The 24,379-nt window shown below is 70.5% G+C and carries 17 protein-coding genes; 5 read left to right on the forward strand and 12 right to left on the reverse strand.

Features of this window, described 5'->3' with window-relative positions:
* Window positions 1-13 precede the first annotated feature (13 nt).
* Window positions 14-2,527, forward strand: coding sequence for a DNA gyrase/topoisomerase IV subunit A (locus tag E2F48_RS15335; protein ID WP_133404819.1), 2,514 nt, complete (start codon window positions 14-16; stop codon window positions 2,525-2,527).
* A gap of 371 nt (window positions 2,528-2,898) precedes the next feature.
* Here the strand turns inward: E2F48_RS15335 and E2F48_RS15340 are convergent, their stop codons facing one another.
* From E2F48_RS15340 to E2F48_RS15355, 4 genes are all read right to left on the reverse strand, one after another.
* A complete protein-coding gene (locus E2F48_RS15340) occupies window positions 2,899-3,882 on the reverse strand; it encodes a GNAT family N-acetyltransferase (protein WP_246019106.1) in 984 nt (327 codons plus the stop codon).
* On the reverse strand, window positions 3,869-7,534 hold the full coding sequence (gene cydC, locus E2F48_RS15345; RefSeq protein WP_165968794.1) for a thiol reductant ABC exporter subunit CydC: 3,666 nt from the start codon (window positions 7,532-7,534) through the stop codon (window positions 3,869-3,871). The genes E2F48_RS15340 and cydC overlap by 14 nt, the downstream gene beginning before the upstream one ends.
* Window positions 7,535-7,614: 80 nt before the next feature.
* Window positions 7,615-8,637 carry a cytochrome d ubiquinol oxidase subunit II gene (gene cydB / locus E2F48_RS15350; RefSeq protein WP_133404821.1) on the reverse strand — a complete coding sequence of 341 codons (1,023 nt, stop codon included), beginning with the start codon at window positions 8,635-8,637 and terminating at the stop codon, window positions 7,615-7,617.
* 40 nt (window positions 8,638-8,677) lie between these two features.
* Window positions 8,678-10,258, reverse strand: coding sequence for a cytochrome ubiquinol oxidase subunit I (locus tag E2F48_RS15355; RefSeq protein WP_133404822.1), 1,581 nt, complete (start codon window positions 10,256-10,258; stop codon window positions 8,678-8,680).
* Between the two features lie 218 nt (window positions 10,259-10,476).
* On the opposite strand from E2F48_RS15355, the gene E2F48_RS15360 reads away from it, so the two are divergent.
* A complete protein-coding gene (locus E2F48_RS15360) occupies window positions 10,477-10,845 on the forward strand; it encodes a BlaI/MecI/CopY family transcriptional regulator (protein ID WP_133404823.1) in 369 nt (122 codons plus the stop codon).
* A 6-nt stretch (window positions 10,846-10,851) separates the two neighbouring features.
* Window positions 10,852-11,829: a M56 family metallopeptidase gene (locus E2F48_RS15365; protein WP_133404824.1), complete on the forward strand. Its 978-nt coding sequence runs from the start codon at window positions 10,852-10,854 to the stop codon at window positions 11,827-11,829.
* Between the two features lie 129 nt (window positions 11,830-11,958).
* On the opposite strand, the gene E2F48_RS15370 is transcribed toward E2F48_RS15365, so the two are convergent.
* Entirely contained in the window at window positions 11,959-14,067 is a 2,109-nt protein-coding gene (locus E2F48_RS15370; protein WP_120169618.1) for a DNA gyrase/topoisomerase IV subunit B, read from the reverse strand.
* A 266-nt stretch (window positions 14,068-14,333) separates the two neighbouring features.
* Between E2F48_RS15370 and E2F48_RS15375 the strand changes: the two genes are divergently transcribed.
* A complete protein-coding gene (locus tag E2F48_RS15375; protein WP_120169620.1) occupies window positions 14,334-14,555 on the forward strand; it encodes a DUF7455 domain-containing protein in 222 nt (73 codons plus the stop codon).
* Window positions 14,556-14,728: 173 nt separating this feature from the next.
* Here E2F48_RS15375 and E2F48_RS15380 read toward each other — a convergent pair whose 3' ends face one another.
* Window positions 14,729-15,985 (reverse strand): RNA polymerase sigma factor, encoded by a 1,257-nt coding sequence (locus E2F48_RS15380; protein ID WP_425455791.1) that lies wholly within the window; start codon window positions 15,983-15,985, stop codon window positions 14,729-14,731.
* A 239-nt stretch (window positions 15,986-16,224) separates the two neighbouring features.
* Entirely contained in the window at window positions 16,225-17,568 is a 1,344-nt protein-coding gene (locus tag E2F48_RS15385; protein ID WP_133404826.1) for a DUF4192 domain-containing protein, read from the reverse strand.
* A 175-nt stretch (window positions 17,569-17,743) separates the two neighbouring features.
* Between E2F48_RS15385 and E2F48_RS15390 the strand changes: the two genes are divergently transcribed.
* Window positions 17,744-19,126, forward strand: coding sequence for an MFS transporter (locus E2F48_RS15390; protein WP_425455792.1), 1,383 nt, complete (start codon window positions 17,744-17,746; stop codon window positions 19,124-19,126).
* A gap of 40 nt (window positions 19,127-19,166) precedes the next feature.
* Here the strand turns inward: E2F48_RS15390 and E2F48_RS15395 are convergent, their stop codons facing one another.
* The 5 genes from E2F48_RS15395 to E2F48_RS15415 all read right to left on the reverse strand — a co-directional run bounded on the left by E2F48_RS15395 (window position 19,167) and on the right by E2F48_RS15415 (window position 24,337).
* Complete coding sequence (locus E2F48_RS15395; protein ID WP_133404828.1) at window positions 19,167-20,273, reverse strand: winged helix DNA-binding domain-containing protein; 1,107 nt, start codon at window positions 20,271-20,273, stop codon at window positions 19,167-19,169.
* An 11-nt stretch (window positions 20,274-20,284) separates the two neighbouring features.
* A complete protein-coding gene (locus E2F48_RS15400) occupies window positions 20,285-22,039 on the reverse strand; it encodes an ABC transporter ATP-binding protein (protein ID WP_133404829.1) in 1,755 nt (584 codons plus the stop codon).
* The gene (locus E2F48_RS15405) at window positions 22,036-22,275 is read right to left on the reverse strand and encodes a hypothetical protein (protein ID WP_120169628.1); all 240 of its coding nucleotides are present in this window, start codon (window positions 22,273-22,275) and stop codon (window positions 22,036-22,038) included. The genes E2F48_RS15400 and E2F48_RS15405 overlap by 4 nt, the downstream gene beginning before the upstream one ends.
* A gap of 87 nt (window positions 22,276-22,362) precedes the next feature.
* Window positions 22,363-23,127, reverse strand: a complete 765-nt coding sequence (locus E2F48_RS15410) for an SDR family oxidoreductase (RefSeq protein ID WP_165968795.1) — start codon at window positions 23,125-23,127, stop codon at window positions 22,363-22,365.
* Between the two features lie 220 nt (window positions 23,128-23,347).
* Window positions 23,348-24,337 carry a proteasome assembly chaperone family protein gene (locus E2F48_RS15415; RefSeq protein WP_425455796.1) on the reverse strand — a complete coding sequence of 330 codons (990 nt, stop codon included), beginning with the start codon at window positions 24,335-24,337 and terminating at the stop codon, window positions 23,348-23,350.
* Between the last annotated feature and the right edge of the window lie 42 nt (window positions 24,338-24,379).

Here is a 24,379-nt window from a genome sequence, read left to right on the forward strand (position 1 = left end):
AACCCCCACCGCTATGGCCAGGCGCCAAAAAACAGCTCCGCCCGAAGACTTCACCGAAAACATCATCGACATCGATGTCGAGTCCGAAATGCAGGACTCGTTCCTCGAGTACGCCTATTCGGTGATCTACTCGCGCGCGCTCCCCGACGCCCGCGACGGCCTGAAGCCTGTGCAGCGGCGCATCCTGTACATGATGACCGACATGGGCCTGCGACCCGACCGCGGCCATGTGAAGTCCGCCCGCGTCGTCGGGGAGGTCATGGGCAAGCTGCACCCGCACGGTGACGCCGCCATCTACGACGCGATGGTCCGCATGGCCCAGGACTTCTCCCTGCGCCTGCCCCTGATCGACGGTCACGGCAACTTCGGCTCCCTCGACGACGGCCCGGCCGCCCCCCGGTACACCGAGGCCCGGCTCGCCGCTCCGGCCCTGAGCCTCACGGACCACCTCGACGAGGACGTCGTCGACTTCGTGCCGAACTACGACAACCAGCTGATGCAGCCCGAAGTCCTGCCGGCGGCGTTCCCGAACCTGCTCGTCAACGGCGCCAGCGGCATCGCCGTCGGCATGGCCACCAACATGGCCCCGCACAACCTCGGCGAGGTCATTGCCGCCGCCCGGCATCTGATCGCCCACCCCGACGCCGGGCTCGAGGACCTGATGCGCTTCATCCCCGGGCCCGACCTGCCCAGCGGGGGCAAGATCGTGGGCCTGGCCGGGGTCCGCGATGCGTACGCCACCGGACGCGGGTCCTTCAAGACGCGGGCGAAGGTGGAAATCGAGCAGCTTTCGGCCCGCCGCACCGGGCTGGTTGTCACCGAGCTGCCCTACACCGTGGGCCCGGAGAAGGTCATCGAGCGGATCAAGGACGCGGTGACCTCCAAGAAGCTCCAGGGCATCTCGGACATCGTCGACCTGACCGACCGCATGCACGGGCTGCGCCTGGTCATCGAGCTCAAGAACGGCTTCAACCCCAACGCCGTCCTCGCCCAGCTCTACCGGCACACCCCGATGGAGGATTCCTTCGGCATCAACAATGTCGCCCTGGTGGACGGCCAGCCCCGCACCCTCGGGCTGCTTGAGCTCCTCCAGGTGTACGTCGACCACCGCATCCTCGTGGTGCGCCGGCGCACCGCCTACCGGCTGGGCCGCAAGAAGGACCGCCTGCACCTGGTCGAGGGCCTGCTGATCGCGATCGTCGACATCGACGAGGTCATCCAGATCATCCGTTCCTCCGACGAGGCGGCCGCCGCGCGGGAGCGGCTGATGTCGATCTACGACCTCTCCGAGATCCAGGCCAACCACATCCTCGAGCTGCGGCTGCGCCAGCTCACCAAGTACTCGCGCATCGAGCTGGAGAAGGAGCAGGACCAGCTGCGCCGCGAGATCGAGGAGCTCGAGCGGATCCTTGCCTCCGAGGAGCTCCTGCGCACCCTCGTGTCGGACGAGCTCGGCGCCATCTCCGAAAAGTTCGCCACGCCGCGCCGCACCGTGCTGCTGGAGTCGGAGGCCGCGGCACCGCTGAAGGGCTCGGCCCTGCCCCAGGCCACCGGCAAGGGTGCCAAGGCGGTGCTGCCGCTGGAAATCTCCGACGACCCGGTCTGGGCGGTGCTCTCGGCCTCGGGCCAGATCGCGCGGACCGCCGACCGTGAACCGCTCATGGACGGGCAGCGGATCAAGCACGACGCCTTCCGCTCCATCGTGCCCACCACGGCACGGGCCGAGATCGCCGCGGTGACCTCCAGCGGACGCATGATCCGCCTGCAGGTCATGGACATGCCGGCCCTTCCACCCAGCGCCGGGGTGCCCAACCTTGCCGGTGGGGTGCCCGCGAAGGAATTCATCACCCTGGAGCGCGGGGAGACACTCGTCGGCCTGGCGCCGCTGAACACTGTGCTGGCGCTCGGCACGGCCCAGGGTGTCGTGAAGCGGGTGACCCCCGAGTACCCGCTGAACCGGGACGACTGGGAAATCATCGCACTGAAGCCGAAGGACACCGTGGTAGGCGTTGCCCCCGCCGGCGAGGACGACGCCCTGGTCTTCATCACCCGGCAGGCCCAGCTGCTGCGCTTCGCGGGCTCGGCGGTGCGCCCGCAGGGCAGGACGGCCGGAGGCATGAGCGGCATCAAGCTCGCCGCGGGTGACTCGGTGCTGTCCTTCAGCGTGGTCGCTGCGGCGGACCCGACCGCCGTCGTCGTCACCGTCGCCACCTCCAGTGGTGCCCTCCCCGGCACCTCCCCGGGGTCGGTGAAGGTCACCGACTTCGCCGAGTACCCCGCGAAGGGCCGGTCGACCGGCGGCGTGCGGGCCCACCGCTTCCTCAGCGGCGAGGACGGCCTGGCGCTGGCGTGGGCCGGGCACGGACCGGCGAAGGCGGCGTCTTCCACGGGTGTGGCGCGGGCCCTGCCGACCGAACACGGCCGGCGCGACGGGTCCGGGATCGCCCTGACCCAGCAGATCGACGTCATCGGTCCGGCACTGTCCTGGCCGGCGGCGGAGGACGGCGGGCCGGCGGCTCCGGCGTAGCCCTTCCCGGCGCCGGCCAGCGGCCGGGCTGCTCCTGAAGCGGCCGGCGCACCCGATGGCGATGATCCCCCGTCAAGACGTCCGCTGCGTCCGAAAGCGACATCCGGGCCCGAAATATCAGGCGCGACCGTCGTATTCGGGGGCGTCGGTCGTATTCGGCTGCGTAGACCTCTTCCGGGTCCGGCACCATAACGGAGCCTTCGGTGGCGTGGACGCGGCCAGCATCGGCTGCGAGCGAACCGGAATGCGACCAGCGCACCCGAAAGCGACCTCCGAACGGGAAATAACGGGTACACCCGTCGTTTTCGGGCGCGGCTGTCGTTTTCGGGCGCGCGGGGCGCTATCGGGCGCGGCCTCTGCCCCGCCGCCCGTCAGGTCACGGTGAGGTCGAACGCCAGCGAGCGCTGCGTCGGCACATACCCCATCCGCTCGTACAGGCCCAGGGCGCCCGAGGGGTTTTCCGTATCGACGCCCAGCCCGGCGCTGTCCATGCCGCCCGCACGGAAGCGCCGCATGGCCTCCGCCAGCAGCGCCGGGGCCAGACCGCGGCCCCGCCAGGCGCGGCGGACCCCCAGAAGGTCGGTGTAGCCTTCGGCCCGGCCGAGGAGTTCCCGGGAGCCGGGATCGAAGCTGGCCATCTGGTAGGCGGCCACCGATCGGGTCTGCCTCTCCACGAGCGCCAGGCTCCAGTCGGCCCGGAACTCGGGATGGGCGGTGACAAAGCCCCAGGACTCCTCGTCGCGCGGCTCGCTGCCCCAGTGGTCCGCGAAGGCGTCGTTGTGCGCGAGCCGGACTTCGTCCGAAATCGCCTCATCGAAGGTCACGAGGTCCAGCTCCGCCGGGAAGGCGAGCTCGGGGATCGGCTCCGTGAGCGGGCGGGTCATTTCGGTGAAGTAGCGCACGACAGTGCTCCCGGTGAGTTCGAGCAGCGCCACATGGGAGGGGTTCCGCTCCTCGACGTACGTCCGCAGCACCCCGCCCTCGACGCCGGCACCGGCCAGGCGCTCCCGTGCCCGGCGCTCCTGCCAGGCGAAGACCGCCCGCCCGATTCCGCGCCGCCGCCAGGCCGGGTCGACGCCGCCGGCGCTGTGGGCCTTCACCGATCCAGGGTTCATCATGATCCGGCCGAAGGCACGGGCGGTACCGTCGGCGTCGAGGCCGAGCAGGGTGTCTTTGCGCGGATCGTTCTTCGACGACGCCAGCGCCTGCTCAAGGTCGGCCCGGTCCTCGATCCAGTCGGGTTTGTCCTCGGCCGCCATCCTCAGGATCAGCTCGTGCCACTGAGCGATGTCCTCCATCGTGATGGGACGCCAGGTGAGGGAATCGGGCAGGGCGGAACGCTCAAACGGGCTCATAGGCCCAGCGTAGGTCACCCCCGCCGGGGAGAACATCCCGGCCGGCGTGCCGCCCGATCAGCACCTCCTCCTCACAAAGCTCCGCCTCCTGGGCGTCGTGGGTAACCAGCAGCACGGCCTTGTCCGTCAGTCCCCGGCGCAGATCGCGCAGGAGGTCATGGGCGCCGGCCTGGTCGAGGTGTGCGGTGGGTTCATCGAGCAGCAGGACGTCGGCCTCGGTCAGCAGGGCCCGTGCGACGGCGAGCCGCTGCCGCTGGCCTCCACTGAGTCGGGTACCGCCCGCGCCGACGCGAGCGTCCAGACCCTCCTCGAGCCCGTCGAGGAAGGGGCCGAGGCCGACGGCGTGCAGGACCCGGGTGAGTTCCGCTTCGGGGATGGGCGTGCCGTCGTTGCGGGCGAGCTGAAGGTTGGCCCGGAGTGTCGAGTTGAACAGGTGGCTCTCCTGGGGGCACCAGGCGATCCTGCGCAGTGAGGGATCGCCGGCGGCCGCTCCGCTGCCGTTCACCAGGAGGCTTCCGGACCTCAGCGGCAGGAATCCGAGCAGGGCGCCGATCAGGGTCGACTTGCCGCTGCCCGAGGGCCCCGTCAGCGCCGTCCAGCGGCCCGGCTCCAGGGTGAGTGAGACGCCGGAGACCACCGGTTCGCCCTGACCGTAAGCGACCGCCGCGTCCTGCAACGCCAGGGACCGGATGGGTCCCGCGGGTCCCGCGGCGGCGGTCTGCCCGGGGTCGGGCGCGCCGGCAGCGCGGCGGGCTCCGGTGGAACCCCGCCGGCCCCGGACCGCAGCGTTCCTTCCGGCGCGGCCCGGCCGGGTTCCGGAGAATGCGGGGCCGTCCTGCCCTGCGGGGTCCGGTGCGAGGACCGGATGGAGCCGAGCGGCGACGGCGCGCAGCGGCCCCCAGTGTTGCACGGCGGCGGCACCGGCCCCGAAGGGTTCGATCAGCGCCAGCTGCATCAGGGCGATGACGGCCGTGGTTTCGGCCGGAATGCCGGCGGACACCGTCAACACGCCGATCGCGCCGGCGGTGCATGCGAGCACGACGAGGCCCTGCCCGGTGCCGGCCGCCCACGCCACGCGGCGCAGCCCCCGGGCGGCACCGCGGTCCAGCGCCTTCCAGCGGTTCAGCGCCCTGCCGGCGACATCATTCACCGCGAGGTCAGGGGCCGCACGCAGCAGGCGCGCCGTGTGCGCCAGCGACTCGGCCCGGCGCACCACATTGGCTGCACCGGCGGCCCGGTCGGCCAGGACCGCCGCCGCCGGTGCCGCCACCAGCGCCGCGGCGGTGACCGCCAGCTGCCAGCCGAGCGCCGCGGGGAGCAGCAGGGCCGTCGTCAGGATGGCCGCGGCCCCGGTCAGGAGCGCCGTCAAAGGTGGAAGGACCGCCCGGGGGGTCAGGTCGCGCAATTCGTCAACATCCCCGACCAGGGTTTCGATGCCGCCGGAGCCGCGGGCGAGCGTCCGCCAGGATTCGGACCGGCCCAGCAGCCCCTCCCATACCCGCAGGCGCACCCGGTCGGCCCGGGCGAAGACGGCGCGGTGCAGGGCGAGGCGCTCGCAGTAGCGCAGCAGGGAGCGTCCGATGCCGAAGAACCTCACCCCCACAATGGCCGTGAGCAGGTACAGGATGGGGGGCTGCTCGGCCGCCCGCACAATCAGCCATCCGGAGACGGCGGTCAGGGCGACGGCGAAGAGGGAGGAACCCAGGCCGAGGCCGGCGGCGCCGAGGAACCGCGGCTCCCACGGCCGGACCAGGGTCAGCACCGCCCGCAGGCCCACGGCGGGAACCTCCGGGGCGGTGGCCTGCCCGGCAGTGGTGCCCGAGACGCGACGCCCGACACCGGAACGGCCGGCGCCGGAGGAACCGGCGTCGTCGACCGTCGTGTCCGTCGCTGTGCCGCCCGGGTGGGCGACCGCCCCTGTGCCGCCCGGGTGGGTACCGCCCGGTTGCACAACGGCGAACGGCTGCATGGAGGCGGCCGGTTCCGCAGCAGCGGCCACTGCACCGGGCCCGGCCACGGCGTGGACCAGTGCAGTGGAGGGGACGCTGCCCGCGACGGAGGCGGGCCCGCCGAGGACGATCGTGGCATCGGCGAGCGCGGCGGTCTGCCCGTCGTGGGCGATCAGCAGCACCGTGAGGCTTCCGCGGAGCCGGCGCAGGACGCCGCGGATGGCTTCGGTGGAGGCCGCATCGACGTGCGCCGTCGGTTCATCGAGCAGCAGCAGGCGCACCCCGGGCTGGTGGCGGGCGCGCAGCAGGGCGCGGGCGACGGCGACCCGGCGCGCCTCGCCGGGGCTCAATTCGCCGGTCCGACGGCCGAGCAGTTCCCGCCCGCCGACCGCTGCGAGCCCGTCGGCGAGCGCCGGATCGCCGGCGGGCAGCCCGGCGTACAGGGCGAGTTCCTCCCTGACGGTGTCGGAGAGGAACTCCGGGTGTTGGGGCACCCAGGCCACCGAGCCGGGCGCCGCACCGGACACGGTGCCCGTTATCTCAAGCCCGGGCACGGCCGGCGTGCCCGCAAGCATGGCCATCAGGGTGGACTTGCCGCTGCCGCTCGGCCCGGTCAGGGCCGTGATGCGTCCCTCGGCGAGGCTGAAGGTGAGCCCGGTGAACAGCGGGCGGCCGGCCCCCGCGAACCGCGCGGTGAGGTCGGAGACAGCGACGGCGGCCCGGTCCGTCCGCGTCCCTCGGACGGACTGTGGAGCCTCAAGGATGGGCCGCGGAGCCTCAAGGATGGCGCGGACGCGCCCGCCGGCCTCCCTGCCGTCCTCGCTGGCGTGGTGGGCGGCCCCCACCTCGCGCAGGGGCGTGTAGCACTCGGGGGCCAGCATCAGGGCGAGGAGAGCGGTTTCCAGCCCGAGGTCGCCGTGGATCAGGCGCACCCCGGCGAAGACGGCCACGACGGCGACCGAGATGGTGCTGATGAGTTCGAGGGCCAGGGAGGACAGGAACGCGGTGCGGAGGGTGGCCATGGTGCGCGCAGAGGAGCGGTCGGCGATGTCCGCCAGGGCCCGGGTCTGCTGCGCCGCCCGGCCCAGGCCCACGAGCACCGGCAGGCCCCGGGCCAGTTCCACCAGGTGGTCGGAAAGCCGCGCGAGGGCAGTCGCGGCGTCCCGGGTGCGCTCCTCGGTGTGGAGTCCGATCAGGATCATGAACACCGGCACCAGCGGGACGGTCAGCAGGATCACCACGGCACTGATCCAATCCGCTGCGAGGATCCTCACCCCGACAAGCAGCGGCACGACGGCGCAGGTGACCAGCGCGGGCAGGTACTGGGTGTAGTACTTGTCGAGCCCGTCGAGGCCGCGGGTCAGCAGCACGCTCAGCGCCCCGGTCCCGGCGGCCACCGGGGTGCCGGGACCGGTGTCCCCGCCCGCACCCGCCGGCAGGACGGCGCTGCCGCCGTCCCCGACGACGCGTGCCAGGGCGGCGGAGCGCACCCGTTCCTTCACTCCGACGACAAGCCGCGCGGCGGTGACGTCCTGGCCCCAGGCCGCCAGGGTGCGCAGCACGACGCCGGCGGCACCCTGGGCCAGCAGCGGCCCCGGCTCGAGCCCTCCGTCCGCGAGGGAGGCGATCCCCGCGGCAAGGGCCGAGGCCACGAGCACCAGGCCGGCGGCCTTCGCGGCGGCCAGGATCCCAAGCAGGTACACGGCGGGCGTGGAGCCAACCGGACCGGCCGGCGACTCCGGACCCCGGCGGCGTCGTTCCGTGGCGTGCCCTCCGGCGGCGCTCACAGCGGGGTCACGGCATGGGCCGCAGGGATGCTCCGCTCGGAGATCCGGCGCCGGAAGACCCAGTAGGTCCAGCCCTGGTAGGCCAGGATGAGCGGCAGCCCGAACGCCGCCACAATGCTCATCAGGCCCAGCGTGTACGGGGAGGAGGACGCGCTGTCCAACGTCAGGTCGAACAGCGGGTCCAGGGTCGACGGAAGCACCACGGGGAAGGCGGCGGCGAAGATCGCGCCCACCATCAGCACCATCGCCGCCCCCAGCGCTGCGAAGGCGCGGCCGTCGCGGTTCCCGCGTGCCGAGCGCCAGGACGCGGCGGCACAGCCGGCGGCAAGGACCAGCGCAAGGGCCGTGAGCATCGTTCCGCCGCGGATTTGCACGGTGAGTGCCCAGGCGAGCATCGGCAGCAGCGCGAAGGGCAGGAACCGCCGCACCACCCGCAGCGCCGTGCCGCGCACGCCGCCCTCCGTCTTCAGCGCCAGGAACGCGGCGGCATGGACCAGGCAGAAGAGCACCACGGCCGCGGCGCCGAGCAGCGCGTAGCCGTTGAACCACGCGAAGGGGCCGCCTTCACGGTCGCCGTTGGCGTTGATCGGCAGGCCGGTGGTGGTCAGGGCCAGCGCCGCGCCGATGCCGGCGGCGGCCGTCAGGGACCCCAGGGCGATGGCCCAGTCCCAGCGGTTCCGCCACGCGGGGCTGTCGACCTTGCCGCGCCACTCGAAGGCCACGGCCCGGAAGATCAGGCCGAGCAGGACGGCGGTGAAGGGCAGGTAGAGCGATGACAGCAGGGACGCATACCACGCGGGGAACGCGGCGAAGGTGGCGCCGATGGCGGTGATCAGCCACACCTCGTTGCCGTCCCAGACCGGCCCCACGGTGTTCAGCAGCACCCGGCGCTGGGAGTCGGTGCGGTAGACGAGCTTCATCAGCATGCCCACTCCAAGGTCGAAGCCCTCGAGAAAGAGGTAGCCGACCCAGAGGACGGCGATGAGGACGAACCAGAGGGTGGGAAGAGCCTCGGACATGCAGGGTACCTTTTTCTGTCTCGGCCGCGGAGAGCGGCGCTTAGTACGCGAAGGAGAGGACGTCGGCGTCGTCGGCCCGGTGACCGGACCCGCCGTCGGGGTCAGCCGGGGTGTGAGCAAGCTCGGGCATGGCCGAGGCCACTCCGCCGCGGACGTACGTGAAGAGCAGGCGGACCTCGATGACCAGCAGCACCGCGTACACCGAGGCGAGGGCCACCAGGGAGGTGAGCAATTCGGCCACGGTGACCCCCGGGGAGACGGCGGCGGCGGTGAACATGAACACGCTGTCGACGCCGGCGAAGTCGGGGTTCGGTGCGACGACGAAGGGCTGGCGGCCCATCTCAGTGAAGATCCAGCCTGCGGCGTTCGCACCGAAGGGGGCGAGAATGCCGAAGACCGCAAGGCGCATGAGCCAGCGCGACTCGGGGACGGTGCCCCTGCGCAGCACCCAGAAGGCGATGCCGGCGGCGAGGGCGGCGATGGCGCCGAAGCCGATCATGATGCGGAAGCCCCAGTAGGTGACCTCGAGGACGGGCAGGTAGTCGATCTCGGCGCCGGCGCGGTCGCCGTAGATGGGGTTGTCGGGCAGGTGGGTCCCGTACTTCTCCTGGTATTCGGGGACCAGGGTGTTCACGCCCTTGACCTCGGTGGTGAAGTCGCCGTTGGCCAGGAAGGAGAGGACGCCGGGGACCTCGATGAGGGCCACGATGTCGTCGCAGCTCTGGGAGCCGAGGTTGCCGACGGAGAGCACGGAGAATCCGGTGCCGTCGTGGCAGGCGGCCTCCGCAGCCGCCATCTTGATGGGCTGCTGCTCGAACATGAGCTTGCCCTGGAGGTCGCCGGAGACGGCGGTGCCGGCGAACGCGATCATGGCGACGACGGCGCCGAGCCGGGCCGAGCGCAGCCAGACCCGGTGGTCGGTGGCGTCCCGTGACGGAGCGGCCGCAGTGCCGATCTGGACCCGGCCGGACGCGTCGACGGTGTCGATCCCGTCGTGGCGGCGCTTCCAGAGGTGGTACCAGCTGATGCCGAGCAGGAACGCCCCGGCGACGGCCAGGGCACCGAAGACCGTGTGGGGGAAGGCCACCAGCGCGGTGTTGTTGGTCAGCACCGCCCAGATGTCGTTCAGGACGGGTCGGCCGTCGACGAGTTCGTACCCGACCGGGTGCTGCATCCAGGAGTTGGCCACGAGGATGAAGTAGGCGGAGAGGACCGAGGCGAGGACCGCGGCCCACAGGGAGAGCAGGTGGACCAGCCTGGGCAGGCGCTGCCAGCCGAAGATCCACAGGCCAAGGAAGGTCGACTCCACGAAGAACGCCAGCAGGGCCTCAAGCGCCAGAGGTGCGCCGAAGATGTCACCGACGAACCGGCTGTATTCGCTCCAGGCCAGGCCGAACTGGAACTCCTGCACCAGCCCGGTGGCCACGCCCATAATAAAGTTGATCAGGAAGAGCTTGCCCCAGAAGCGCGTCATCCGCAGATACGACGCCTCGCCCGTGCGGTACCAAAGGGTTTGCATCACCGCGACCAGCAGGCCGAGGCCGATGGTCAGCGGGACCATCAGGAAGTGGTAGACGGTGGTGATTCCAAACTGCCACCGGGCAATTTCCAAGGCTTCCATGAAACCCTTTCGCGTACACCGCGGGCTGCGCGGCCGTTGTTCTACGTCGTGTAGAAAAGTTCTTCTACATAGCGTAGAACAAATTTCGGCAGGCTTCTACATGGCGTAGAAACCGGCGGCCAAAAGCGGTATCCTTTAATCTGTAGAGCTGTATCCTGTACCTGCCTCACTGGCGAGTACGCACCACAAGCACCATCGGATTTCGCAGAAGGAAGATCATGGCAACCCTCGGAGACCTCGAACGCACAGTGATGGACCTGCTGTGGTCAACATCCGGGGCACTTACGGCCAACGAGCTGCGCGATTCGATCGCCGTCGTCCCGGCCGGCGCCGAGACCGGGCGCGAGCTCGCCGTGACCACTGTGCTGACCGTTCTGTCCCGCCTGGAGAAGAAGGGCCTGGTCCAGCGCGAGCGCGACAGCCGGCCGCACCGGTATAAGGCGGTCACCAGCCGCGCCGACCACACCGCCGAGCTGATGCACGAAGTGTTCGCCAAGGCGCCCGACCGGGAGGCGGTGCTTGCGCGTTTCATCGGCAGCGTCTCCGAGTCAGAGGCGCAGACCCTGCGCAGGCTGCTCGGCGCCTAGGCCCCAGTGGTCTGGGCGTCATACTTTCTGGCGGCCCTCGCGGTGTTCCTCGCGTGGCCGGCGCCCATTGCGCTCTCCCGCGCCCGCTGGCCGGCGCGCTCCCCCTTCACGGCCATGGTCCTGTGGCAGTCGATCGCCCTCGCCGGCGGGCTCTCGATGATCGGAGCCATGCTCGTCTGGGGGCTGGCCCCGCTGGGCGATAACCTCGTGTCGGCTTCCATCGGGCTGTGGAACGTGCTGATGGAGCAGAAGCCGGCAGAGACCCTCGGAATCATCCACGTCTTTGCCCTGAGCGCGGCGAGCCTGCTGGGCGTCCACCTCGTCTTCACGCTGATGCTGACCTTCATCCGCATCCAGCGCCAGCGCCGACGCCACCGCAGCATGCTGCGGCTGCTCAGTTCGCCGGTGAAGGACTCCCCCGCGACCCTGGTGATCAATCACCCCACGCCCGTGGCCTACTGCCTTCCCGGCGGGGCACGCTCGGTGACCGTTCTGTCCGACGGACTCCTTGAGATGCTCAGCCAGGAGGAACTCAACGCCGTCCTGACCCACGAAAACGCCCACCTCCAGCAGCGCCACCACCTGCTCCTGTGGGCGTTCGCCGCCTGGCGTTCCGCGCTGCCATGGCTGCCCACCTCGCAGCTGGCGCAGGTCGCCGTGACGGAGCTGATCGAGATGCTGGCCGATGACCAGGCCCTCAAGCACGTCGACGAAGGCACCCTCGTGCGGGCCATCGCGATCGTCGCCGCCGGGTCGCCGGCCGTGGCGGACACCGCCCCGTCGGCGGAGACCCGGCTGGAGCTGCCTGCACCGGACCGCGGGACCATGGCCGAGGACTGGAGCACCTCGGTCCAGCGCCTGCGCCGGCTGCTGACCCCCCTGCGGCCCCTGACGGCCCTACAGCGCGCCGTCGCCCTGGGCTCGGCCGGCCTGCTGCTGGTCTTCCCTCCCCTGCTGCTGATCGCCCCCGCACTGCCCGGGTGAGGCCGCCCTGGGCATCCTGGACGTGCCCGTCACGACACACTTGTCCGAAAGCGACACCCGTACCGGAAATATGCGGCTCAGTTGTCGCTTTCGGGCGCGGGCGTCGCTTTCGGGCGCGTCGATTGGGCGCTAGGCGTCGATTCGGTCCCGGTCCAGAGTCGCAGCGCCGGCGACGATGAAGTCCTTCCGGGGTGCGACATCGCTGCCCATCAGCAGGTCGAAGACCCGCTCGGCGGACTCGGCCTCGGAGATCCGCACCCGGCGCAGCGTCCGGTGACGCGGATCCATGGTCGTCTCGGCGAGCTGGGCGGCGTCCATCTCCCCCAGGCCCTTGTAGCGCTGGATCGGTTCTTTAAAGCGCTTGCCGGACTTCTCCATTGCGGCCAGCAGCCGGTGCAGCTCGTTCTCCGAGTACGTGTACACCATCTCGTTCGGCTTGGACCCGGGATTGATGACCTCCACCCGGTGCAGCGGCGGCACCGCGGCGTACACCCGGCCGGCCTCCACGAGCGGGCGCATGTACCTGAAGAACAGGGTCAGCAGCAGGGTGCGGATGTGGGCGCCGTCGACGTCGGCGTCCGTCATGAGGATCACCTTGCCGTAGCGCCGGGCATCGAGCTGGAAACTGCGCCCGGAGCCGGCCCCGACCACCTGGATCAGCGCCGCGCATTCGGCGTTGGAGAGCATGTCGCCCACCGAGGCCTTCTGCACGTTGAGGATCTTGCCCCGGATGGGCAGCAGCGCCTGGTAGTCCGAGGACCGGGCGAGCTTGGCCGTGCCGAGCGCGCTGTCACCCTCGACGATGAACAGTTCGGACCGTTCGGGGTCGTCGATGCGGCAGTCGGCGAGCTTGCTCGGCATGGAGGAGGTCTCGAGGGCGTTCTTGCGGCGCTGGGTCTCCTTGTGCACGCGGGCCGAGATGCGCGACTTCATCTCCGCGACGACCTTCTCCAGCAGCAGCGCGGACTGGGCCTTGTCGGCGCGTGCGGTGGAGTTCAGCCGGGCGGTGATCTCCTTCTCCACGACCTTCGCCACGATGGCCTTCACCGCGGAGGTGCCGAGGATCTCCTTGGTCTGGCCCTCGAACTGCGGTTCGGCCAGGCGGACGGTGAGGACGGCGGTGAGGCCGGCGAACACATCGTCCTTCTCGATCTTGTCGTTGCCGGCCTTGAGCTTGCGGGCGTTGGCCTCGATCACCTTGCGGAAGGTCTTCAGCAGGGCCTGCTCAAACCCGCTCTGGTGCGTGCCGCCCTTGGGGGTGGCAATGATGTTGACGTAGCTGCGCATGGTGGTCTCGTAGCCGATGCCCCAGCGCAGCGCGATGTCGACCTCGCAGTCCCGTTCGACCTCCGCCATCTGGCTGTGGCCGCGCTCGTCCAGGACGGGAACGGATTCCTTGAACCGGCCCGAACCGTGGATGCGCCAGACGTCGGTCACGGCGGCGTCGACGGCGAGGAACTCGGCGAACTCGGAGATGCCGCCGTCGTGCTGGAAGACCTGTTCGACCGGGCCGGCCTCGCCGGGGGTGCCGGGGATGCGGCGCTCGTCGCGCAGGGTGATCCGCAGGCCCGGGACCAGGAAGGAGGTCTGCCGGGCGCGGGTCTCGAGCTCCTCGTAGGAGAACTTCGCGTCCGGGGTGAAGATCTGCCGGTCGGCCCAGTAGCGGATCCGGGTGCCGGTGACACCGCGCTTGGTGGTGCCGACGACGTCGAGCCGGGAGCTGTCGAGGAAAGGCTCGAACTCGGCGGTGGGCGAGATCGTCTTCCCATCGAGGAAGCGGCCGGGCTCGCCGCGGCGGAAGGACATCTTGTAGGTCTTGCTGCCGCGGTCAACGTACACGTCGAGCCGGGCCGACAGCGCGTTGACCACGCTGGCGCCGACGCCGTGGAGGCCGCCGGAGGCGGTGTAGGAGCCGCCGCCGAACTTTCCGCCGGCGTGGAGCTTGGTGAAGACCACCTCGACGCCGCTGAGCCCGGTCTTCGGTTCGGCGTCCACCGGGATGCCGCGGCCGTCGTCGTGGATCTCGACCGACCCGTCGGCGTGGAGGATCACGGTGATGCTCTGGCCGAACCCGGCCAGGGCCTCGTCGACCGAGTTGTCGATGATTTCCCACAGGCAGTGCATCAGCCCGCGGGAGTCCGTCGAGCCGATGTACATCCCCGGCCGCTTGCGGACGGCCTCAAGGCCCTCGAGGACCGAGAGATGGCGTGCGGTGTAGTCGGAACTGAGTGGGGTCACGTTGGGGTGATCTCCTTGACGCGTGGCTGGAGTGAGGAACCCAACGCCCGGAATCGGCCGCTGGACACCAGGGTCAAGCTTATTACCCGGCACCGACATCGCTGTGCAGGCCCGGCCGGGCCTGCGGCTCCGGCTGTGATCCCGGGCACCTCCAGCAGTGTCAAGACGGGCCCTTCGTACGCCGGGAGCGAAAGAAAACCCACCCTGCGAAGAAACGGCAACGAATAATGGTTATATGAATACACGATCCACATGAGGAGGCATTCATGAGTACTGCAGTAGCAACCCGAGAACTTACCGCCCAGCACCGCTGCGACCGCTGCGGAGCCCAGGCCTACGTGCGCGCAGTCCTTTCAACCTCCGGTGGAGAGCTTCTCTTCTGCGGCCACCATGCACGGTCCGTCGAAGCGAACCTGCGGCCGCTCACTTCCGAGTGGCAGGACGAGACCGAGCGGCTCCGCGAGAAGCCGGTCGTTTCCGAAGACTGAGGTGCCCGCGGCCCGTCCGCCGCGTGCAGCGTGGCCGGTACGCCGGTCACCCGTCTCAATAAGTACAGTCTCGAAAAACACATAGGAAAGGCCCCCTCTCCGGAGGGGGCCTTTCCTATGTCTGCTCTTACGTCTGGCAGGCGGCGGGCCGGAGACGGCCCGCCGCCTGGGTGCTAGTCGAGGTAGTCCCGCAGCACCTGTGAGCGCGACGGGTGGCGCAGCTTGGACATCGTCTTCGATTCGATCTGACGGATCCGCTCGCGGGTCACACCGTAGACCTTGCCGATTTCGTCTAAAGTCTTCGGCTGCCCGTCGGTGAGGCCGAACCGCATGGCGACAACGCCGGCCTCGCGCTCGGAGAGCGTATCGAGTACGGAGTGGAGCTGCTCCTGGAGCAGCGTGAAGCTGACGGCGTCGGCGGGGACCACGGCCTCGGAGTCCTCGATGAGGTCGCCGAACTCCGAGTCACCATCCTCGCCCAGCGGGGTGTGAAGCGAGATGGGCTCGCGGCCGTACTTCTGGACCTCGACGACCTTCTCAGGGGTCATATCGAGCTCGAGTGCCAGCTCCTCGGGGGTCGGCTCGCGGCCCAGGTCCTGGAGCATCTGGCGCTGCACGCGGGCGAGCTTGTTGATGACCTCGACCATGTGGACCGGAATACGGATGGTGCGGGCCTGGTCGGCCATGGCGCGGGTGATCGCCTGGCGGATCCACCAGGTGGCGTAGGTGGAGAACTTGAAGCCCTTGGTGTAGTCGAACTTCTCGACGGCACGGATCAGGCCCAGGTTTCCTTCCTGGATGAGGTCGAGGAAGAGCATTCCGCGGCCCGTGTAGCGCTTGGCCAGGGAGACGACGAGCCGGAGGTTGGCCTCGAGCAGGTGGTTCTTGGCGCGCTTTCCGTCGTGAATGACCCATTCGAGTTCACGGCGCAGCTTCGGATCCATGTCCGGGTCCGCGGCGATCTTCTCTTCGGCGAACAGTCCGGCCTCGATCCGCAGCGCGAGGTCAACTTCCTGCTCGGCATTGAGCAGGGCGACCTTGCCGATCTGCTTGAGGTAGTCCTTGACCGGGTCCGCAGTCGCGCCGGCGGACACGACCTGCTGGGCAGGTGCGTCGTCGTCGTCGGCGTCGGAGTAGACGAAACCGGTGCTCGTTCCGACCTCCGCCTCGGCGGGGTCGGGCTTGATTTCGTCGGCGTCCGGTTCCACCGCGGCATCCACGATGGACTCCACGGGCTCGTCGATCGGGTCGACGGCCACCGCGGCATCCGTTGAAGCTTTCGCCGGAGTCTTGGCTGCTGCAGCCTTTGAGGCAGCCTTTTTGGGTGCGGCTCTGCGCTTGGTGGTGGTGGTACCGGCTTCCGCTGAAACCGGGGCTGCTGTCTTCTTAACCGACACAGAGAACCTTTCATACGCGGTTTGCGGTGCCATCAAGGGGACAACACCACTATGACCCTGTCAAGTCCGCGCCTTGGTTCAGACGAAGACCGAGGATCAGTTCCTAACAGGAACTTCCTCCGGGTGCGGGACTATTCCGGACCTGCCCTGTTCGGCAGGCACCGGAGCGCCGCAGGCCTCCATGTGATGCGCGGACCCCACCGGGTCTCATCGTTTATTGTCTCACGCTTTGGGGTAGGCGTGAATTTTAGGGCCCTGCGGGCGGTGTCCGATCACCCCAGCCGCCCGCGCCAGCCACTCCACGCCGTACCCGCGCTGCACGCCCATTCTGGGAGTCCGCCGCGGAGGATGAGTTCCTTGAGGAGCCCTGCCAGCCGGTAGCCGGGGCAGGCGCGTTCGGCGCGCTCAAAATACGCACAGGCGAGGGATCCACGGCCGCGGGCGAACTCGATCCATCCAAGCATTGAATGCACCGCCGCCTGGGACTCGCCCGCGGAGACGGCTGCGAGGCGGAGGAGGAGATCATACGCGGCGTCAAGGGTGTCCCACCGCGGCGCCTCGGATGAGCGCCCCACCAGGAAGTCGGTGTAGCGTCGGCAGGTTCCGACCCGCTCCCCGACCGGAGGCGGACCACCGCTGATGAAACCGATCGATTCACGGTTCGGGGCAGCGTACGGGCCGTCGCCCCGACGAGCGCGCCGGGCGCCGCCCGGGCTGCCACCCGGCTCGCGTCCCCGGGGTGCCTCCAGCGCCAGGCTTCGTTCGGCGGCGGCACGGGGCACCACCGGCGCCATCTCCGGAAGGCCCGGATCGGCCACCACCCCGCAGGCGCGTGCTCCCTGTTCGGCTGCCTCCAGGCCGCATCCCGCAAGCACCAGCACCGAATCGCGGATGGCCTTGCACGAGAGGCCCGCCAGCAGGAAGGCCGCCGTCTCGTGCTCCTGCCGGCCCAGTGGTGGCCTCCGGCCGCTCAGCAGATGATCCCAGACGAGCAGGGTGGCACGGAACTGGGAGGCGGTGGTCCAGGTGCGTGCACACCGGCGGCGGTAGGAGGCCGCAATCGCCTCGACGGACGGCTCCCCCGCCACCGCCGATCCCGGCGGCAGCGCCGCGGCCGTCTCCACCGATGGCAAGAAGGAACTTCCCCGCAGCACCAGTTCGGCGCTGGCTGTGCTGTCGCTGATCTCCGCAAGCGGCCGCCCCGGCCAGGGGCAGCATCGGGTGTCGGCACAGAAATATTCACGCCACGCGCTTCCAGAAACCAGCCAGCCGTCCCGCAGCGGGGTTCCCGCCGCGCGCAGCGTCCGTTCGAGCGCGCGCACCGTCCGGCGGTACGGCGGCCGCCCCGGTTCGGACCACCGGGCATCCGTGTAGAGGATCACCACCGCACCGTCGGCCGCTGTGTCGGACGCCAGGATGGCACCCACCTCCCGGGCATAGCTGTCGGCTTCGGCGCCGGCGACCGGCAGGCCGACCCTCAGTGTGGCACCGACCCGGCCACCTGACAGCATCAGCACCACCAGGCTCTCCGCCGGAAGGAATCCAAGGGCATGCGGGATGTAGGACAGGAGGTCGGCTGCGGTGCCGAGGTGCAGCCGTTCCGGGTCACTGGTCATGGTGCCAGCCTGCGCCGCCCCCTTGCTGACGGTCCGCGCCGGTGTGGTTAAGTGGACAACTTTTGAGCGGTTTCCGCCCGGCCCTGCGCGGCCCGGGCCCCTTCATGTCCCGGTGGGAAAAACCGTGGCCTATTCACCTGAGGGAAAGGGGTGGTCCGGTGGTATTACTGGGTGGGTGAACAGGAAGCTCCCCCAGCGGGGACCACGTCGTCCGGGGTCCGCCGGCACCGCGGCGAAGACGGCAGGCGGCACCACCAACACGGAGCAGGCAGGCGGCAAGGATGCCCGCGACCAGCGCCGGGTGGTGCAGGTGCTGGCCGGCGCCCAGGTTCTCGGCGGCATCGGCATGGGCGCCACCCTGTCCCTCGGTGCGCTGCTGGCCGCCGAGCTCTCCGGGTCGAGCTCCTGGTCCGGGATGGCAGCGACCATGAGCACCCTCGGCGCGGCGGTCCTCGCCGTTCCCCTGGCCCGGCTGGCCCAGCGGTCCGGCCGCAGGATCTCCCTGTCGACCGGTGCCCTGATCGCGGGGGCCGGAGCGGTACTGGCCATCACCGCAGCGGCGGTATCCCAGTTCCCCCTGCTCTTGCTCGCCCTGCTGTTGCTCGGCGCTGGATCCGCAACGAACCTCCAGGCGCGGTTCGCCGCGACGGACCTCGCCTCCGATGCCACCCGCGGCCGCGACCTCTCCCTCGTCGTCTGGTTCACCACCATCGGCGCGGTGCTGGGCCCCAACCTGTTCGAACCCGGCGAAGCGCTCGGCGCCCTCCTCGGCCTGCCTCCGCTCTCCGGAGCCTTCGTGTTCTCGGCGGTCGCCCAAGCGGCCGCCGCCGCAGTCTACGCGGTCTGCCTCCGCCCGGACCCGCTGCTGAGCTCCCTCGCCCTGCGCCGCACGACGCCGGGTCCCGTGCGCCGCAGGGGTGGCGTTGCCGCCCTCCGCGGCAACCCCCTGGCCCGCTACGCCGTCCTCGCCATCGCCTGCAGCCACGCCGCAATGGTGGCCCTGATGTCAATGACCCCGGTGCACCTGCGCGACCACGGTGCGAGCCTTGCCGTCGTGGGGCTGACCATCAGCCTCCATGTCGCGGGGATGTTTGCCTTCTCTCCAGCGTTCGGCTGGCTGGCCGACCGCGCCGGCAGGATCGCCGGAATCCTTGTGGGCCAGGCCCTGCTGCTCGGAGCCCTGATCCTCGCCTGGACCGGCGCCGAGTCCGCGGCAGCGGTCACTGTGAGCCTCATCCTGCTCGGCCTGGGCTGGTCGGCCGCCGTGGTCTCGGGGTCGGCCCTTGTTGCCGAGTCGGTGATCGTCCCGGACCGGCCCGCCGTCCAGGGGGTCTCGGATCTTTCGATGAATGCGGCCGGCGCGCTGGGCGGGGCGCTCGCGGGCCCCCTCCTGACCGCGCTCGGCTATTCCGGCCTCGGGCTGACCGTGACCGGGCTGGTGGGCGTGGTGGTCGTCTGGACCGGCGTCCGGGCATTGAAGGGGAGAACCCTGACGGGGCGGACGCCGGCGGGGAGCGCCCTCGAATCGGCCGACGCGCCGCGGGCCGGCGGGTCCTGACGCGGCGGAGTCGCCCCGCGCCCAACAATCAGCCGAACAATCATCCGTCGGCACCATCGAGCACCACGGGCAGCTCGAGGAACCGCGAGTAGCGGTCCGCCGCAGCCCGCAGGGCCGCTGCCCCGTGCGCGCCGGGGAGGGCTTCCCCAGGGAATGTCGCAACCCTGAGGCGCACGGAGCCGCCGCGGTTCTCCTGCTCCCAGGTTCCGCGGATCCTGCCCGACACCGCCAGCGCCGGGCGGAACAGCCCGTTCACCGCCGGGCCGACCGCGCTGCGGTGGCGCTCCTCAAGCACGAGCGTCCGGTCTGCGTACCCGATGGTGTACTCATCAAAGCCGGGAAGCAGGTGCGCCGTCGCCGGCCCTCCGGACCGGGCGTCGAGCACCTCCGGGTCGGCATAGGACGGCTCCCCATCGGCAGGCAGGACCGCCAGGGCCGGTGCGGCGAGGTGGAGGGCGAGCCGGGAGTCAGCAAGGGTCAGTCCGCTCCACCAGGCGAGGTCGCGCGCCGTGGCGGGCCCGTGGCCGGAAATGTAGCGGAACGCCAGCCGGGCCAGCGCCTCCTCCCGCCCGGGCGGCTCCACCGCCGGGATCCGGTCCCGGAACGACGCGAAGGTCTGGGTGCGGCCCTGCGGCGGACCGATGATGACCACCTGCGTCTCGGCAAGGTAGCGCAGGATGTGCGAACCGCGCTGGCCGCCGGTCGGAATGCCGGCATCCTCGAGCAGGCGCAGGACGGTGTTACGCGGCAGCGCCGTTCCCTCGAGCGCCGTACCGAGCACGTCCGCGGCCTTCTCGAACACCGCCCCGGTGAGGCCTGCGTCCCGCCAGAGCTTCCCCCGGCCGCTCCAGGCGCGCGGACCGAGCAGGGACAACAGCCAGGGCGCGTCCGCCGGTGCGGTGAGGTGGAGGGTCCCGCGCATCGTCCAGGTCTGCACGATCGTCCCCGCGCGGAGGGCGTCGGCGAGCGCCGCGTCGGTAAGGCCCGGGGTGCGCAGGCCCAGGCTCCACCGGGCCCCAGCGAGGTTCTGTGCCTGGACGGCGAGCATCCGGCGCACCGTCTCGGCAGGACCCCGCGAAGGGCTTTCCCCGAGCCGGTGCGAGCGCAACCGGAGCTGCCGCAGGTCATGCACCGCCAGGGCCGCCACGGACGTTCCCGTCAGGCGTGCTGGACCAGGCGCTGGCGCACGGCCATGTCCCGGTACAGCGCGCTGCTCTGCACGAGCGTCGCGTGGGTGCCCGAGGCCACCACCCGCCCGCGGTCCATCACCAGAATCCGGTCGAAGTCGGCGATGGTCGAGAGGCGGTGGGCGACGACGACGACGGTCCGGCTCCGCGCGGCCTCGCTGAGGGTCCGCTGCAGCAGCTGCTCCGTGCGTGAGTCGACGGCGGAGGTGGGTTCATCCATCAGCAGCACCGGCCGGTCCGCCAGGAGCACCCTCGCCCAGGCCAGGCGCTGGCGCTGTCCGCCGGAGAGCCGGACGCCGTCCTCGCCGAGGTTGAGCCCCAGGCCCGTCTCCGAGCGCTCCACCAGGTCGCCCAGCCCCACCGACTCCAGCGCGGAAACCATCCGGGCCGGGGTGGCGTCGGGGGCACTGATCCGCAGGTTGTCGGCGAGCGTCCCGCTGAGCACGGGCGCCTCCTGTTCGACGAGGCCGAGGCGGGAGCGCAGCTCCCTGCGCGGGATGGCAGTCAGGGGCACGCCGTCATAGGTGATCGTCCCCCCGGCGGGCTCGTAGAAGCGCTCGAGGAGCCCGAGCACCGTCGATTTTCCGGCGCCCGAGGGTCCGACGATCGCGGTCCGGCTGCCGGCGGGGACCGAGAAGCTGAGGTCCGCGAGCACCGGTTCGCCGCCATCGTCGTACCCGAAGGACACCCCGTCGAACCGAACCTCCGGCGCCGCGGATGCGGTGCGTCCGGGCGTGAGGCCGTCCTCATCACCGGCTTCGGGCTCCAGCCGGGCCACCTCCTGGATCCGGTCGAGCGCCGCCAGGCCCGCCTGGATCTGGACGAAGGCCCCCAGGGCGGACCCGATGGGCAGCACCAGCAGGAACAGGTAGAGGATGAACGCCAGGAGATCACCGAGCGCCAGGGACCCGTCGGCCACCCGGACCCCGCCTACCGTGAGGACCACGATGAACGCGCCCTGGATGCAGATCGACATGATGGGCTCGACGACGGCCTGCAGTTTTGCCGCCGCCACCCCGGCACGGTAGGCGCCTACGGCCTCCCGGTCGATCAGGGCCGCTTCGCGGTCCTCGGCCACCGCCGCCTTGATGGTGCGGATGCCGGAGAGCCCGCGCTCCACGGCGGCCGCCATGGCGCCGACCGCTTCCTGCACCTGACGGCTCCGCCTGCGGATCAGCGATCCCAGCAGCACGACGCAGGCAGCGCCGCCGAGCACTGCGCTGACGGTGATGCTAAAGAGCAGAGGGTCGAGAAGGATCATCAGCACCACCGCGGCGGCGAACATGAGCACCGAGGAGACGATCTCGAAGAGGCCGGAGGTGATAACGCTGCGCAGGAGCGTTGTGTCCGACCCGACCCGGGACATCAGGTCCCCCACGCGCCGTGCGTCGAACTCACGCACCGGCAGGCGCAGCAGCTGGCCGACGAGGGAGCGGCGGACGCCGAGCACGACGGATTCGGCGGTTCGCTGCAGGAGGTAGGACTGGCCGGCGCTGAAGACCGCCTGCCCGAGGGTGATCGCCACGAGCAGCCACAGGAAGGGAGTCCAGTCGGTACCGGCGCCGACGGCGTTGATGAGCTGCTGGACCATGAGCGGCTGCAGCAGGGCAAGGGCGGTGGCGACCAGGGAAACCGCTCCGGCGGTCACGAGCAGGCCCACGTGTCCGCGCAGGTAGGGCAGGAACTCGGCGAAGGAGGCCCGCCGCTCCGGGACTTCGGTACTCACTGCCGGCGTCCCAGCAGCCCCCGCCCGCCGTACTTGCGGTGCACGGCCTGCCGGGTCACGCCGAGGGGGCCGGCGATCTGTTCCCAGGTCAGCCCGCGGGCCCGGGCGCGCCGGACCTGGACCGCCTCGACGCGTTCAAGTTCCTGCCGAAGCCTTGCCGCGGCCGCGAGGCCCGATCGCGGATCATCATCCGCCGCGGCGGTCCTTACAAGGTCCATCATGTCCTCCACTCTCATGGTGTCAACATAAATTGACTCAGAGCATCGTGTCAAGAGATGTTGACACGCGAAGGAAGAGCCGAAGGGAGAGCGGAGCCGCAGGGATCAGGATCGTCCGGCGGCCGCGGTCCACGAGGCGTAGGTGGAGCCGAGCACCAGCGGGTCGGACGGAATGTTGATCCCCTGCCGGAAGGCCTTGCCCGCGGCCCCGGGCAGCGGCAGCGGGAGCGCCAGGCCCCGGCGGCCGGGAACCCGCAGATAGTCCCCGGCATACTCGCGGGCCGTGCGGACCTCGGGCCCGGCCACCTCACGCGCGTGTCCGGTGGTATCCGCCGGGACGAGTTCAACGAGCCGGCGGGCGACGGCGTCGGGATCGATGGTCTGGAAGCGGGCACCGGAGAAGTACGGACAGAGCCCCACCCGCCGCAGGGAGGAGTGGAGGGCCTCGACGAAGGTGTGGAACTGGGTAGCCCGCAAAATGCAGGTGTCCAGTCCCGCGCCGAGGTAGGCCTTTTCCTGGGCGAGCTTGGCCTGATAGTAGGCCAGGGGCGACTTCTCGATCCCGACGATCGACAGCAGGACCGCCCGGCCCACCCCTTCGGCGGCGGCGGCCTCAAGCAGTCTCGCCGCGCCGCCGACGAAGGTTCCCTGCTGGGCGGCGCGGAGCTTCGCGTTCGTCACGTCGATCAGCGCCTCGGACCCGCGCAGCGCCTCCCGCAGGCCCTCCCCCGTCGACACATCGGCCCGGCGGTACTGCGGCCCCTCCGGAGAGTCCGGCCGCCTGCCCGAGCGGGAGAGCACCACCACCTCGTGCCCTTCCTCGAGCAGGTGCCGCGCCACCAGGGACCCGACGGCTCCCGTTCCACCCACAACCGCTACCCTGCGCACCGCGCCCCCTTGCCGCTTGGAAATCCTGGCCCTGCGGCCGGATGACGCCACTCTAGACGCCGGCGCGGTCAGAACACAGGACCCGGGCACAGCGTTGCCTCAGCGGAGAGTTAACCCAGAGGGCGCCGGGTCCTTTCCGGACCCGGCGCCCTCGATTCTGTACTTGATGGGCGACGCTGTGGTCGATGTCCTGCCCGGCCGGTCAGCGCTTACCGAAGGGATCGGAGGCATCCCCCTGATCCTCGTCGCGGTCCAGCGTGCCGCCGAGCAGCAGGCTTGACTCCTCTTCGGCCTGCGGGCTGGCCAGGTAGGCCTCGACCTCAGCGCCGAGCTCGTCGGCACTTGCCAGCTCGCTGTTCTCCTTCACCAGCAGTGAGCGCCGCTCGACGCTGGCGGTGCGCTCGTCGTAATTCTCCTCGAGGGAGCTCACCACCGACTGGACCTCGGCCGACCCGCTCACCTGGCGGGCGATCTGCCGCTCAACGACCCGGCCCGTCTCCCGCAGCCGGTCGGTCGGGAGCATGAGCTCGGCCGTGGCGCCCAGGTGTTCGAGGGCGGCGACGGCAGCGGGCGGGTATTCGGCCTCGGCAAGGTAGTGCGGCACGTGCACCACGAGCCCGACGACGTCGACGCCGGCTTCCATCAGCCGCATTTCCATCAGGGAGCCCACCGAGGCATCGACCTGCACCGTGGGGCGCCAGGCATTCATCCCCGCGGTCAGGTCCGGACGGTTTCCGTGGGCGGTCACGCCGATGGGCCGGGTGTGGGGCACCGCCATGGGTGCGGAGTGGATCCAGGCAACGAGCGAGACATCAAAGTCCTCGATCAGGAGCCGCACGGCGCTGACGAAGCGTTCCCACTGCAGGTCCGGCTCGAGTCCCGCCAGCAGCAGGAACGGCTCGCCGAGCCCGTCATGAAGCAGGTGCAGCTCAAGCCGCGGCGCCTGGTAGTCGGTGAAGTGGTCCTCCTCGAAGAGGATCCGGGGACGCCGGCTGCGGTAGTCGATGAGCTGGTCTGTGTCGAACACGGCGACGAGCTCCGAATCGAGGGTCTCCAGCAGCTCCTCGCTGACCTGCGAGATGACCTGGCCGGCGTCGAGGAAGCCGCTCAGGCCCGCCAGCAGGGGCAGCCCGTGCAGCCGCTCGGGGTCGACGGTGGTACTGAGGCTGAACAGTGTCCGTGGATCAAGCATCATTTCCTCCTGCATTTCCCGAGGCAGCCGGCGCGGGCGCGC

Source organism: Arthrobacter crusticola (assembly GCF_004357995.1).
Lineage (GTDB): Bacteria > Actinomycetota > Actinomycetes > Actinomycetales > Micrococcaceae > Arthrobacter_D > Arthrobacter_D crusticola.

Coding starts and splice junctions, on each gene's coding strand:
- E2F48_RS15355 (WP_133404822.1), bottom strand. CDS start 10,258: ATGGAAGCCTTGGAAATTGCCCGGTGGCAGTTTGGAATCACCACCGTC.
- E2F48_RS15385 (WP_133404826.1), bottom strand. CDS start 17,568: ATGACCAGTGACCCGGAACGGCTGCACCTCGGCACCGCAGCCGACCTC.
- E2F48_RS15375 (WP_120169620.1), top strand. CDS start 14,334: ATGAGTACTGCAGTAGCAACCCGAGAACTTACCGCCCAGCACCGCTGC.
- E2F48_RS15380 (WP_425455791.1), bottom strand. CDS start 15,985: ATGGCACCGCAAACCGCGTATGAAAGGTTCTCTGTGTCGGTTAAGAAG.
- E2F48_RS15340 (WP_246019106.1), bottom strand. CDS start 3,882: ATGAGCCCGTTTGAGCGTTCCGCCCTGCCCGATTCCCTCACCTGGCGT.
- E2F48_RS15405 (WP_120169628.1), bottom strand. CDS start 22,275: ATGAGAGTGGAGGACATGATGGACCTTGTAAGGACCGCCGCGGCGGAT.
- E2F48_RS15415 (WP_425455796.1), bottom strand. CDS start 24,337: ATGCTTGATCCACGGACACTGTTCAGCCTCAGTACCACCGTCGACCCC.
- E2F48_RS15335 (WP_133404819.1), top strand. CDS start 14: ATGGCCAGGCGCCAAAAAACAGCTCCGCCCGAAGACTTCACCGAAAAC.
- cydB (WP_133404821.1), bottom strand. CDS start 8,637: ATGTCCGAGGCTCTTCCCACCCTCTGGTTCGTCCTCATCGCCGTCCTC.
- E2F48_RS15360 (WP_133404823.1), top strand. CDS start 10,477: ATGGCAACCCTCGGAGACCTCGAACGCACAGTGATGGACCTGCTGTGG.